We start from the raw sequence: 12,677 nt of genomic DNA, 5'->3' as shown, positions 1-12,677 counted from the left end.
CCTCCCTGGTTCGCTCCGGCGGGCCCGTCCGGAGACGGGGGAGCCGGGGCTTCCCGCCTGGATGCGCTTCCCGGCCGAGACGGGGGAGGGCACACGGGGCACGCCGCCGGGCTGTGCGGCGTCCCGGTGATGGTGCGCGGGTTCCGGCTCGTACGGGGTCACGGGGGTGTACGTGGGCCGGTGAGGTTCGCCTGGCGGCCGTGCGGGCGCGGGGCGACGGTCCGGGCCGGGGGCCGGGCCGGGGGAGTGGTGCGCCGGGGGGCGGGTCATCGCGACGGCGCGCAGGCGTCCGGGAGGGGAGGGACGGAGAGGCCGGGCGGCCGGTTGGGCACGCTGGCCGCGACCACGCGCTCGGACAGGCAGGTCGTCAGCCGGGCCGGGCGGACGCGCGGCGGCACCCGGCCACCGGCCACCGTCGTCGCCACGCGGACGGCCAGCGACAGGTGCTCGGCGCAGCGCCGGCGCACCTTCGCCTCCAGGCCCACGACCTGGGCCAGCCGGAGCCGCAGCGGCTCCAGGGTGGCGGTCCGCTGCAGGCCGTCGAGGTCCTCCAGGCGGTCCGGCCAGCGCAGGTCCTCGCGCAGCCGTGCCTCCACCTCGGCGACGATGCTCCCGGCCCGCCGCCCTTCCTGGCGCAGCCGGGTGGCGATGGTGACCGCCGTGAAGATGGTGAGGTCGTAGTCGGCGAGCCGGCCCGCGAGCGCGGCGGCGAGCACCTGGACGCGGTGCGTCAGGCCGTCGGCGCTCCAGCCGAGCACCAGCAGCCGGTCGGCGGCCGGCTCGACATGCCAGCCCGCGAGCCGCAGTTCGCGGGCCATCCGGTGGTACAGGCTCCACCTGTCACCGTCGCCGTCGATCCAGATCTGGACGCCGCCGAAGGGCAGGTCTGACACGTTGACCGGCTCGCCGTCGGGGGCTGACCGCGCGCAGATGCGCTGGATCACCCGCTCCTGCACTGGCGAGACCGGGGTTCTGGTGAACCAGGGACTGACCTGGTGATCGATGGTCACGTCCGGCCACCTCCCTGCCGAGCGGCTCCGTTGAGCGTCCGGCTGTCAGGTAACAGTTTCCACGTGTCGTACGATACTGGCTAGATGCGGGATAGTGTGTCAACTCTCAGTTTTCGCCGAAAGAAGATGCCCCGGGTGCGGGAAGGGTGACCTGTCCGGTCAGGACGTCCCGCCGAGGGGTCAGGTCTACGCTTGATTGCGTATTACGGGTAGCAGGAGGCATGCGTGGCGAAGTTCGCCGAGCGACTCGACCTGGCGCTGGCCAAGCGCGGTTTCACGGGTGCTCAGGTCGCCGCAGCGCTCACCGAGGCCGGAATCCCCATCACCCGCGCCTACGTCAGCCAGTTGCGCACGGGAAAGCAGACCAACCCCACGCTCCAGGTGCTGCGGGCGCTGGCCGCGTGCCTCCAGGTGAGCGTGGGCTGGCTGGTGGGCGAGGATCACGTCGAGGCCGGCACGGTCGAGGACCTGCAGCTCCGGGCGGCCGGCATCGGCCTGTCCGCGTCCGGGCTCTCCGAGAGCTCGCTGTCCGTCCTGCGGGGGGTGATCGAGCTGGCCCGCAAGGCGGAGGACCTGCCCGCGGACCCGGAGCCCGCCATGGAGATCCCCGACGCGGCCGCGCCGCTGGAGGAGTCCGTGCGCCGCGCGCTCGGCGAGCGGCTCCACTCGCTGCGCCTGGCCGCGCAGCTGTCGCCGGAGAAGGTGGAGGCCGTGCTCGGCAAGGGCGCCATCGCGGTCGAGGCGGTCGAGCAGGGCCGCATCGCCCCGGCCCCCGCCACGGTCGAGCGCCTGCTCACCCTGTACGGCGTCACCGCCATGCCCGCCCGCGAGTACGTCCTGTCGATCGCGCGCGGCGAGCGCGAGCTCGAATGGTACGACTCGAGCAACTTCCCCGTATGGCTGGCCACGACCTGCTCCATCGACAGCAGGGCGTCGGTGATCCGCACCTATCACACCCACTTCGTGCCGCCGCTGCTGCAGACCGAGGACTACGCGCTCGCGGCGATCGCGGCGGCCGACATGGGATCTTTCCGGCACACCACGGCCGACTCGGCGGTGGACATCCTGGCCGCCCGCCAGCGGCTCATCCTGGGGCCGAACGGACCGGTCGTGTGGGCGGTCATGGACGAGGGCGTGCTCCTCCGCTCGATCACCGAGACCCCCGTGCTGCTCGATCAGCTCAACCGGCTGATCGAGTTCGCCAAACGCCCCAATATCTCTCTGCATATCGTGCCGATGGAAGATCCCGCTTACGTCCCGCGTACCGGCCCGTTCACGCTCTGGCGTTTCGACGAGGCGTTCGAGCCCGACATCGCGTGCGCGCACGCGCTGGAGGCGGACGAACTGATCACGGACGCCGTTCAGGTGGAGGCCTATCACCAGGCCTTCACCAAGCTGTCGGTGACCACGACCACCCGCGACGAGACCCTTGAGACGCTGTGCGCCCACCGCGACAGGCTCGCCCGCGCCGTGGGGAATTGATCGTTCCACCACACCCGATAGAACGAAAGAGCATAAATCCCAAAAAATCTAGGGCTGGGTGCTTGGATAAAGGGATTTTTCCACCATTATGAATTTGGGCAACCGAGTGGGGTCAGCAACCGGAACTTTCCCAACAGAAAGTGGGCGAGGGGAAAGGGGCGACACCCAATGCGCCAGCGGGCTATCCGAAACCTGGCCAATCTCGACACTACCCATGCACGGGTTACCCGCATACTCGACGCGGCGACGGGAGGAAAGAACAACTTCAGAGCCGACAGGGAGGCGGTCAACCGCTACGACGTGGCCGCCGAGATCACCACTGCTGCCGCACAAGCCATTCTCGGGTATTTATCACGGGTCGTACGCCACCTGGCGCTGGAGGGCGTCGACCAGTTCCTGATCGTGGGCAGCGGGGTGCCGAGCGGCCTGCCACCGGGCCGCAGACTGCACGACATCGCACGCGAGACGCCGCGCACGGCGTCCGCCCGGGTCGTGTACATCGAGAACGACCCGATGGTGCTGGCCAACGCGCAAGCCACCATCGAGCCGATCACCGATCTCGTGCGGGTGGTCGAGGGTGACATCCCGCAGATCGACGAGATCCTGGACGACCGTGTCGTGCGCACGTTCGTGGACTGGAACCGGCCCATGGCCTGGGTCGTGGTCTCGGGCCACAACGTGAGCGACGACGAGCAGGCCCGTCACGTCATCAAGCGGCTGCGGGAGAACGCGCCGCGGGGCAGCTACCTGGCCCTGCTGCAGACCACGTTCGACGGCATCCCGCGGGAGTTGCTGCCGGCGATCAACGATCTGCTGGCGATGACGCTGCCGGGACACGCGGTCCGTACCCGCAAGGAGCTCGAAGCCCTGCTGGAAGGGCTGGAACTGCTGGAACCGGGGCTGGTGTGGGTCCCGGAGTGGCGGCCGGACGGCGACGACGACGCCTGCGCCGACCAGCCCGGCAGTTCGGGCAACTACGGGGCGGTGGCGCTGCTGCCATGATCCGCGGAACACCGCCGTCCGGGCCGAGGGCACCGCCCCGGCCCGGGGCGGCGGCGCCCGCGCGTCAGTCCCACCAGAAGGACCAGGCGTGCGAGCCGATCAACTGCCCGGCGTACCCGTGCAGGTCGCCGGGACCCTGGAGCACGTTGTCAGGGCAGAACGTCCAGTGTTCGGCCGCCACGTGCAGCGCGTGCTCCTGATCGGCCGGAGGCGCGGCCACGCTGATCTCCAGCGTGTTGAACCCGACGCCGACCACCCGCGCCCCGAAGCGGTCCTCCCAGCTGCGCACCACGGCGGCCAGCGGCACCATCCACTCGTTGTGGTGCAGCGCGCCCTGCCAGCCCATCGCGGCCAGCGCGTCGGCGCCCCTCTCCGCGGCCACGAGCCCCAGCGGCATGCCCTTGACCGCCAGCTCGTCCGCGTACCAGGCGGCCACCACGTCCGGATCGGCGACCGGCCGGCCCGCGGGCGCGAGCCCCGGGCAGATCGCCCCGTACGGCTCCAGCTCGGCCAGCGCGTCGGCCGGCATCTGCGCCACCCATTCCTCCCAGACCTCCGCCATGAAGCCCTCGGCGGTGAAGTGGTCGATCTGCACCGGATCGTCCGGCACCACCTGCCCCACCGACCACGGCTGGGCGGACTCGTCCAGCAGGACCGGCCACAGCCCGCTGCGCGGATGCTCCTCGCGGAAGCGCCGCCAGTCGTCGCCCGTCGCGGGCTCGTCGCTCATCCAGAACGCGGGCCTGACGGGCTCACCCTGGCCGGTGTAGCCCGGATCGGGCCAGATCACCTCGCCCTCGGGCAGCCCGGCCGACAGGCCGCGCCCCCTGCCGCCGTCGGCGAAGAGCCGGCACAGCTCGCCCGGCAGCCGATGATCGTTCATGCCCTACCATTCCGAGACGGAATCCTGCCTCCGAGATGGTAGTGCCGCCACTCGCTTCAGGACTTTTGTCCTGGGCGATCCCGTATCAACGAATCCCGCGCACCGTCATCGGCCGGGCTTCCGGCGTTCGGCCACAATGGGGGTCGTGACGACCTTCGACGCCATCCTGTGCGACCTCGACGGCGTGCTGCGCCAGTTCGACCATGCCGTCCAAGCCGACATCGAGGCCCGCTACGGGCTGCCGCTGGCGTCCACCGCCTTCGACCCGGCGCTCATCATGCCCGCGACGCTCGGCCACATCACCGAGGCGCAGTGGGCCGAGTCGATCGTCGCCGCGCTGGGCGGGGGAGAGCAGGCCGAGAAGGCGGTCGAGGAGTTCATGGCGGTGCCGTTCCGGGTGGACGAGGAGGTGCGGGCGCTGCTGGCGGCGGCGCGGGCGCGGATGCCCCTGGTGCTCGTCACCAACGCCATGGACACCCTGGAGGATCATCTCGAACGGCTGGAGCTGACGGCCTTCGCCGACGCCGTGGTCAGCAGCGCGCGGGTCGGCCTGGCCAAGCCCGACCGGCGCATCTACGAGCTCGCCGCCGACCTGGCCGGGGTCGCGCCCGCACGCTGCCTGTTCGTGGACGACCGGCTGGAGAACGTGGTGGCCGCCAGGGCGCTCGGCATGACCGGCGTGCACTTCCGGAGCGTCGCGGACCTCGCGGCCGTGCTGCCGCCGTCGTGACCCCCTTCCCGGCACGGCCCGGGCCCGCCGTGCCGGAAAGGCGGGGGTCAGTAGCCGCGGTACGGCGACTTCGACTGGTTGCCGCTGTCGGTGGTCGGCGTCGCCGCCGGCGTCGGGGCCTTCGTCCCGGTCGGCCTGATCATGCCGAGCAGCCCGTGCTTGCCGCCGTCCGAGCCGGCCGAGAACCAGAGCGTGTTCTCGCCGCCGATGGCGGCCGTGCCGGGCTCCAGGTCCCACAGTCCCGGCAGCGTGATCGGCCGGTTGTCCGCCGCGCGCAGGGCGCCCAGGTGGCGGTTGCCGCGGTAGGCGTGGATGGTGCCGTCGCCGAAGTTGCCGACCAGCAGCGCGCCCGCGTACCTGCCCATGCCGCGCGGCGCCTTGGTGATCGCCCACGGCGCGTTCAGGCCGACCCGGGCGATGCGGCCGGTCAGGCGGCCGTTCAGGTCGAAGCGGCTGACGAAGCCCTTGCCGCTGCCGGCCACGGACTTGCCGGTCTCCGAGTCGCGCAGGGCGTAGGCGACCCAGACGTTCCCGTTCACGACCTCCACGTTGAACGGGTGGTAGTTGGCCGGGACCGTGCGGTCCCTGAACTGCGAGCGCGACAGCCTGATGCGACGGAAGTCCTCGTCGAAGGCGTGCAGGCGGCCGCCCGCGAAGTCCGCGGCGAGCAGGAACGCGCCGTCGTCGGTCTCGGCCATGGCCAGGCCCTTGTAGTCGGCGCCGCGGGTGAAGGCGCCGATGATCGCGTTCTTCGGGTCCACCTCGGCGTTCCAGCCGGTGATCGCGCCGCTGGGGCTGGAGAAGATGAAGGTGGCGGGCTTGCCCTTGACGGTGAAGCCCTCACCGCCGTTGAACACCTGCCCCGTCGGGGCGCCGCCGGGGATGGCGACCTCGGTCCGCTCCTTCTTGCCCTGGCCGGAGTAGACGGTGGCGGTGCCCGTCCCGGCGTTGGAGACCCACAGGGTCTTGCCCATGGCCAGCCCCCACGGGTTGACCAGCTTGGGATCGGTGACGGCCGCCTTCCCGCGGACATCGGACACCAGGCCGACGACGTCGAACCGGTTCTGCTTCGGTGTGGTGGCCTGCGCGGGAATGGTGAGGGTGGCTGCCGTCGAGACGGCGACAGCGCAGGCCGTGATGATGCGTAACCGCATCCGTGCCTCCTTGTTAGCGCTTGTGACGCGAGATACGCGAGATCCGGGATTCCGGTTCAGTACGGTCTCGAAGCAGGTTTTCGCGCTGTCTGAAGGGGAGTGAAGGGGAATGGACGCGTTGGGCATCGACATCGGCGGCTCCGGGATCAAGGGCGCGCCCGTCGACGTGCGGGCCGGCGAGCTGACCGCGGAGCGGCTGCGCATCCCCACCCCGCACCCCGCCGAGCCGGGTGCCGTCGCGGACGCGGTGGCGCGGATCGTCCGGCACTTCGACTGGACGGGCCCGGTCGGCGTGACGTTCCCCGGGGTGGTCGTGGACGGCGTGGTGAGGACCGCGGTCAACCTGAAAGGCTCGTGGGCGGGCGTGCACGCGGGCGAGCTGTTCGGGGGCGCGACCGTGCTCAACGACGCCGACGCCGCCGGCATGGCCGAGATGACGTACGGCAAGGGGCAGGGGCAGCCCGGCGTCGTGCTCATGCTGACGTTCGGCACCGGGATCGGCAGCGCGTTGTTCGCGGACGGCGTGCTCGTGCCCAACACCGAGCTGGGTCACCTGCAGTTGCACGGCACGGACGCCGAGCACCGGGCCTCCGACCGGGCGCGCGAGGAGCACGGCCTGGGCTGGCACAAGTGGGCAGAGCGGGTGGAGGAGTACCTCAGGCACGTCGAGATGCTGTTCACCCCCTCCCTGATCGTCATCGGCGGCGGCGTGAGCAAGAAGGCCGGCAAGTTCCTGCCGCACATCAGCCTCGACACGCCCGTCGTCCCGGCCGCCCTGCTGAACCAGGCGGGCATCATCGGCGCCGCCCGGGCGGCGGCCCAGGCCGGCGCGCACGCTGGGTGACGGACCGCCCACACCACGGGCCAAAACGTGACCATGACTCATGGCAACCGATCTCCGCTTAGGGGAGTCTCATCTATGACCGTGGTCGCCCACGATGCAACTCTGGGGAGAGTGGGCCGGTCGCGGGCGATCACGGTCAACGGAATTCGAGATGCGCGCGACGCGCCCGTCGGGCACGATGGGCCGTTGGCTCCCGGCACGCGGGGCCCGAATATCCTGAAAGCAGTATGGGAACTCCTGCGTTGTCCTCTCCGTCCTCCTCTCTCACAGAGCTTCAGGCCCGCCTGCCCGACCTGATGCCGCGCGACCAGCGGCGGCTGCGGCGCAGGCTCGACGGCGTGCGCCGGGTGCGCTCCCGCGAAGCGCGGGAGAAGATCGCCGCGGAGATCCTCGCCGACGTGGAACGTGCCGAGCGTCGCCTTCAGCGCCGCCGCGAGAGCGTGCCGGAGATCGGCTATCCGGAGGCGCTGCCCGTCTCCCAGCGCAGGGACGACATCCTCGAAGCCATCCGCGACAACCAGGTCGTCATCATCGCCGGTGAGACCGGGTCCGGCAAGACGACCCAGATCCCCAAGATCTGCCTGGAGCTGGGCCGGGGCGTGCGCGGCCTCATCGGCCACACCCAGCCGCGCCGCATCGCCGCCCGCACCGTCGCCGAGCGCGTCGCCGAGGAGCTCCACACCGAGCTGGGCGAGGTCGTCGGCTACAAGGTCCGCTTCACCGACCAGGCGAGCGACCGCACCCTCGTCAAGCTGATGACCGACGGCATCCTCCTCGCCGAGCTCCAGCACGACCGCATGCTGGAGCAGTACGACACGCTCATCATCGACGAGGCCCACGAGCGCAGCCTCAACATCGACTTCATCCTCGGCTACCTGAAGCAGCTGCTGCCCAAACGCCCCGACCTCAAGGTCATCATCACCAGCGCCACCATCGACCCCGAGCGGTTCTCGCGCCACTTCGGCGACGCGCCGATCATCGAGGTGTCCGGCCGCACCTACCCCGTCGAGGTCCGCTACCGCCCGCTGGGCGAGGACGACGACCAGACCCAGGGCATCGTCGAGGCCTGCCGCGAGCTGACCGGCGAGGGGCCCGGCGACATCCTCGTCTTCCTCAGCGGCGAGCGCGAGATCCGCGACGCCGCCGACGCCCTGGCCAAGGCCGACTTCCGCAACACCGAGATCCTGCCGCTCTACTCCCGGCTCAGCGCCGCCGAGCAGCACCGCGTCTTCCAGCGCCACACCGGCCGCCGCGTCGTCCTGGCCACCAACGTGGCCGAGACGTCGCTGACCGTGCCCGGCATCAAGTACGTCGTCGACCCCGGCTACGCCCGCCTGTCCCGCTACAGCCACCGCACCAAGGTGCAGCGCCTGCCCATCGAGGCGATCTCGCAGGCCAGCGCCAACCAGCGCAAGGGCCGCTGCGGCCGGACCTCCGACGGCGTCTGCGTCCGCCTCTACGAGGAGGACGACTTCCTCGCCAGGCCGGAGTTCACCGACCCGGAGATCCTGCGCACCAACCTGGCCTCGGTCATCCTCCAGATGACCTCGATCGGGCTGGGCGACATCGAGGCGTTCCCGTTCGTCGAGCCGCCCGACCGCCGCCAGGTCAAGGACGGCGTCAACCTGCTCCACGAGCTCGGCGCGTTCGACGCCCACGGCAAGCTCACCCCGATCGGCCGCAAGCTCGCCACCCTGCCCGTCGACCCCCGGCTCGGCCGCATGGTGCTGGAGGCGGAGAAGAACGGCTGCGTGCGCGAGGTCATGGTGATCGCCGCCGCGCTGTCCATCCAGGACCCGCGCGAGCGCCCCGCCGACAAGCAGCAGCAGGCCGACGAGAAGCACCGCCGCTTCGCCGACCCCGAGTCCGACTTCCTCACCTACCTCAACCTGTGGAACCACCTGCGCGACAAGCAGCAGGAGCTCTCCTCCAGCGCCTTCCGCCGCCTGTGCAAGTCCGAGTTCCTCAACTACCTGCGGGTACGCGAGTGGCAGGACATCTACAGCCAGATCCGCCAGTCGCTCGGCGCGCACCCCAACAGCAACCCGGCCGACCCCGAGCTGGTCCACAAGTCGCTCCTGGTCGGCCTGCTGTCGCACGTCGGCGTCAAGGACGTGATGGACCGCCAGCGCGCCTCCGACGGCCGCCGCCCCATCCAGGAGTACCTCGGCGCCCGCAACGCCCGCTTCGCCGTCTTCCCCGGCTCCGCGCTGGCCAAGAAGCAGCCCCAGTGGGTGATGTCCGCCGAGCTCGTGGAGACCTCCCGGCTGTGGGCCAGGGTCAACGCCAAGATCGAGCCCGACTGGGTGGAGCCGCTCGCGCAGCACCTCGTCAAGCGCACTTACTCGGAGCCCCACTGGGAGAAGAACCAAGGGGCGGTGATCGCGTACGAGAAGGTCACGCTGTACGGGGTGCCGCTGGTCGTCGGGCGCAAGGTCAACTACGGGCGCATCGATCCCGAGCTGTCGCGCGAGCTGTTCATCCGACACGCGCTCGTCGAGGGCGACTGGGACAGCCACCACAAGTTCCTCAAGGACAACCGGCGGCTGCTCGGCGAGGTCGAGGAGCTGGAGAACCGCGCCCGCCGCCGCGACATCCTCGTCGGCGACGAGGCCCTGTTCGACTTCTACGACCAGCGCCTGCCCGCCGACGTGGTCTCCGCCCGCCACTTCGACTCCTGGTGGAAGAAAGCCCGCGCCGACCAGCCCGACCTGCTCACCTTCTCGCCGGAGATGCTGGTCAACGAGGGCGCCGACGTCAGCGCCCGCGACTATCCCGACACCTGGCGGCAGCTCGGCCAGCGGATGAAGCTGACCTACCGGTTCGCGCCCGACCCGGACGATCAGCAGGGCGCCGACGGCGTCACCGTCCACGTGCCGCTGCACCTCCTCAACCAGGTGACCTCCGACGGCTTCGACTGGCAGATCCCCGGCCTGCGCGAGGAGCTCGTCACCGCGCTGATCAGGTCGCTGCCCAAGCAGCTGCGCCGCAACTTCGTGCCCGCCCCCGACTACGCCAGGCAGGTGCTGGCCAACGCCGAGCCGGGCGCCGAGCCGATGCTGGAGGCCGTCGAGCGCGAGCTGATGAGGCTGACCGGCGTGCGGGTGCCGCGCGACGCCTGGCAGCTCGACCAGGTTCCCGACCACCTGCGCATCACGTACCGGGTGATCGACGAGCGCAGGCGCGCCATCGCCGAGGACAAGGACCTCGCGGCGCTCAAGCGCCGCCTCGCCCCGCGCCTGCGCAAGACCCTCTCGGAGGCCGGCGACGGCCTCGAACGCACCGGGCTGCGCACGTGGAGCTTCGGCACCCTGCCGAAAGTGTTCGAGCAGGGCCGGATGAAGGGCTATCCGGCGCTGGCCGACGCCGGCGACTCGGTCTCGATCAAGATCTTCGAGACGGAGGCCGAGCAGCGCCGCTCCCACTGGGCCGGCACCCGCCGCCTGCTCCTGCTGAACGTCGCCAACCCCGCCAAGCCGCTGCTGTCGGGGCTGTCGAACCAAGCCAAGCTGGCCCTGTCACGCAGTCCGCACGGCGGCGCCGTGGCCCTCTTCGAGGACGTGGTCGACGCCGCGGCCGACAAGCTCATGCGCGACCTCGGCGGCCCCGTCTGGGACCCCGCCGCCTACGACCGCCTCTACCAGCACGTCCGCGCCGAGTTGTACGACACGGCGGCCGGCATCCTGGGCCGGGTGGAGCAGATCCTGACGGTGTGGCACGCCGCCGGGATCCAGCTCGACGCCATGCGCTCCAGCGCCTCCGCCGACGACGTCCGCGACCAGCTCGGCAGGCTCGTCTACCCGGGCTTCGTCACCGCCACCGGCCACGCCCGCCTGCCCGACGTGCTGCGCTACCTGCGCGCCGTCGACCGCCGGCTCACCAAGCTGCCGGAGGACCCGTGGCGTGACGAGGAGTGGATGGACCGCGTCCACAAGGTCGAGGACGACTACCACGACCTGCTGGAACGCCTGCCCCCTGGCCGGCGCGCGGACCCGGACGTGGCGGAGATCCGCTGGATGATCGAGGAACTGCGGGTCAGCTTCTTCGCCCAGACACTCGGCACCCCGACCCCGGTGTCGGAGAAGCGCATCGCCAAGGCGATGGACCGCCTCAGGCCTTGAAGATCGACGTGTCGAGCTCCAAGTCGATCGGCGCGGGCAGTCGCAAGGGCGTGCCGATGGGGACGGTGGCGCGGGCGAGATACCCGCTGTCGCCGATCTCGCTGTAGACGGTGACGGAGGGAGTCTTGGCGACGAGGTCGATCAGCAGGTAGATCGGGATGCCGCCGGTGGCGTAGAGGGGCGGCTTCTCCTCACGGTCCCTGATCGCGCTACCGGTCGAGACGACCTCGGCGACCATGATCAGCCCGGACGACCGCAGCTCGCGCTCGCCCCAGAGCGGGCAGTTGAGCGGTGCCAGCACGAAGTCCGGCTCCACAGGCTCACGTGGGCCTTCGACGCACACATCGACGTTTCCGACCCACGACTCCCATCCCCGCTCATCCATGAGAGGGGCCAGAGCTCGGTTGAGGCGCATGGCGGAGCGGCCATGGGCGGGGGTTCCGACAGGGCTCACGATGAGGTTTCCTTCGATGACGTCGGCCCGGAAACCGGGGAGTTCGGGGAGTGCGTCGAACAGCTCTCGCGCGGTCTCCGGCATCCGCTTCTCGCTGGTGGGGGCGAGCTTCGCGTACTCGTCGTGCCGGATCGCCATGGCAACCATCAGATCTGTCCCTCCGTACTCGAACGGGCACGCTCAGTATTCCACGAATCTGGGCGTCGGGGCGGGCTCGTACAGTGGAGGGAAAATTCCAGATGACGGATGGGTTTTGATGATCAAGGCTGTGGTGCTGGACGTCGGCGAGACCGTGATCGACGAGACGCGGATCTGGTCGCGGTGGGCCGACCGGCTCGGGGTGCCGAGGTTCGTGCTGATGGGCGTCCTCGGCGGGATGGCCGCGCTGGACCAGTCCTTCAGCGAGGGGTTCGAGCTGGTGCGGCCCGGGTTCGACGTCGAGGCCGAGATCGCGGCCTGGGAGCGTGACGAGCCTGACAGCCTGCGCAACCACTTCGACGCCGACGACCTCTACCCCGACGTGCGCGAGGCGCTCGGCGGGCTGCGGGAGGCGGGCTACCAGGTGATCCTGGCGGGCAACCAGCCGGTGCGGGCCTACGACGCGCTGGTCGCGATGGAGCTGCCCGTCGACTCGGTGCACACCTCCGACGGGTGGGGGGTGTCCAAGCCGGCGCCCGGGTTCTTCGCCAAGGTGGCCGCGGTCGCCGGGCGCGAGCCGGGGGAGATCCTCTACGTGGGGGACCGGCTCGACAACGACGTGCGCCCCGCCGCCGCGGCCGGGATGCGGACCGCCCTGCTGCGCCGCGGCCCGTGGGGCTACCTGCACGCGGCGCGGCCGGAGGCGCGCGAGGCCGCCGACGTGATCGCCGACGACCTGCACGCGCTGCTCCCGGCGCTGCGCCGCCTGGCCTGACCCGCCTTGCCGGTCGGGTTCAAGACGTGGTCCGCCTGGCCTGACCCGCCTTGCCGGTCGGGTTCAAGACGTGGTCCGCCTGGC

General features: G+C 70.8%; 10 protein-coding genes. 6 read left to right on the top strand and 4 right to left on the bottom strand.

Annotated features, from left to right (window positions below; genetic code table 11):
• Positions 1-266 precede the first annotated feature (266 nt).
• Positions 267-1,010 (bottom strand): hypothetical protein, encoded by a 744-nt coding sequence (locus tag AB0K05_RS17680; RefSeq protein ID WP_219543082.1) that lies wholly within the window; start codon positions 1,008-1,010, stop codon positions 267-269.
• A 225-nt stretch (positions 1,011-1,235) separates the two neighbouring features.
• On the opposite strand from AB0K05_RS17680, the gene AB0K05_RS17675 reads away from it, so the two are divergent.
• The gene (locus tag AB0K05_RS17675; protein WP_148030246.1) at positions 1,236-2,492 is read left to right on the top strand and encodes a helix-turn-helix transcriptional regulator; all 1,257 of its coding nucleotides are present in this window, start codon (positions 1,236-1,238) and stop codon (positions 2,490-2,492) included.
• A 168-nt stretch (positions 2,493-2,660) separates the two neighbouring features.
• Complete coding sequence (locus AB0K05_RS17670) at positions 2,661-3,494, top strand: SAM-dependent methyltransferase (protein ID WP_148030247.1); 834 nt, start codon at positions 2,661-2,663, stop codon at positions 3,492-3,494.
• 64 nt (positions 3,495-3,558) lie between these two features.
• Here the strand turns inward: AB0K05_RS17670 and AB0K05_RS17665 are convergent, their stop codons facing one another.
• Positions 3,559-4,377, bottom strand: coding sequence for a DUF4253 domain-containing protein (locus AB0K05_RS17665; protein WP_148030248.1), 819 nt, complete (start codon positions 4,375-4,377; stop codon positions 3,559-3,561).
• Between the two features lie 145 nt (positions 4,378-4,522).
• Between AB0K05_RS17665 and AB0K05_RS17660 the strand changes: the two genes are divergently transcribed.
• Positions 4,523-5,107 carry an HAD-IA family hydrolase gene (locus AB0K05_RS17660; RefSeq protein WP_364230098.1) on the top strand — a complete coding sequence of 195 codons (585 nt, stop codon included), beginning with the start codon at positions 4,523-4,525 and terminating at the stop codon, positions 5,105-5,107.
• Positions 5,108-5,154: 47 nt separating this feature from the next.
• On the opposite strand, the gene AB0K05_RS17655 is transcribed toward AB0K05_RS17660, so the two are convergent.
• A complete protein-coding gene (locus AB0K05_RS17655) occupies positions 5,155-6,261 on the bottom strand; it encodes a TIGR03118 family protein (RefSeq protein WP_364230096.1) in 1,107 nt (368 codons plus the stop codon).
• A gap of 109 nt (positions 6,262-6,370) precedes the next feature.
• Between AB0K05_RS17655 and ppgK the strand changes: the two genes are divergently transcribed.
• Both ppgK and hrpA read left to right on the top strand, forming a co-directional pair.
• Positions 6,371-7,105, top strand: coding sequence for a polyphosphate--glucose phosphotransferase (ppgK, locus tag AB0K05_RS17650; protein WP_364230094.1), 735 nt, complete (start codon positions 6,371-6,373; stop codon positions 7,103-7,105).
• Between the two features lie 227 nt (positions 7,106-7,332).
• The gene (gene hrpA, locus AB0K05_RS17645; RefSeq protein WP_271275945.1) at positions 7,333-11,226 is read left to right on the top strand and encodes an ATP-dependent RNA helicase HrpA; all 3,894 of its coding nucleotides are present in this window, start codon (positions 7,333-7,335) and stop codon (positions 11,224-11,226) included.
• Here hrpA and AB0K05_RS17640 read toward each other — a convergent pair.
• On the bottom strand, positions 11,216-11,818 hold the full coding sequence (locus AB0K05_RS17640) for a Uma2 family endonuclease (protein WP_364230092.1): 603 nt from the start codon (positions 11,816-11,818) through the stop codon (positions 11,216-11,218). The genes hrpA and AB0K05_RS17640 overlap by 11 nt on opposite strands.
• Positions 11,819-11,936: 118 nt before the next feature.
• Between AB0K05_RS17640 and AB0K05_RS17635 the strand changes: the two genes are divergently transcribed.
• Positions 11,937-12,593: an HAD family hydrolase gene (locus AB0K05_RS17635; RefSeq protein WP_271275943.1), complete on the top strand. Its 657-nt coding sequence runs from the start codon at positions 11,937-11,939 to the stop codon at positions 12,591-12,593.
• The last annotated feature ends 84 nt before the right edge of the window (positions 12,594-12,677 follow it).

It is taken from the genome of Nonomuraea sp. NPDC049486 (assembly GCF_040676925.1).
GTDB lineage: Bacteria > Actinomycetota > Actinomycetes > Streptosporangiales > Streptosporangiaceae > Nonomuraea > Nonomuraea ferruginea.
Note: the sequence above shows the minus strand (reverse complement) of the source record. Positions and strands in the feature narration are given on the sequence as shown.

Excerpts from the sequence above, each read along its gene's own strand:
- ppgK (WP_364230094.1), top strand. The coding sequence starts at position 6,371 with ATGGACGCGTTGGGCATCGACATCGGCGGCTCCGGGATCAAGGGCGCG.
- AB0K05_RS17670 (WP_148030247.1), top strand. The coding sequence starts at position 2,661 with ATGCGCCAGCGGGCTATCCGAAACCTGGCCAATCTCGACACTACCCAT.
- hrpA (WP_271275945.1), top strand. The coding sequence starts at position 7,333 with ATGGGAACTCCTGCGTTGTCCTCTCCGTCCTCCTCTCTCACAGAGCTT.
- AB0K05_RS17665 (WP_148030248.1), bottom strand. The coding sequence starts at position 4,377 with ATGAACGATCATCGGCTGCCGGGCGAGCTGTGCCGGCTCTTCGCCGAC.
- AB0K05_RS17640 (WP_364230092.1), bottom strand. The coding sequence starts at position 11,818 with ATGGCGATCCGGCACGACGAGTACGCGAAGCTCGCCCCCACCAGCGAG.
- AB0K05_RS17635 (WP_271275943.1), top strand. The coding sequence starts at position 11,937 with ATGATCAAGGCTGTGGTGCTGGACGTCGGCGAGACCGTGATCGACGAG.
- AB0K05_RS17655 (WP_364230096.1), bottom strand. The coding sequence starts at position 6,261 with ATGCGGTTACGCATCATCACGGCCTGCGCTGTCGCCGTCTCGACGGCA.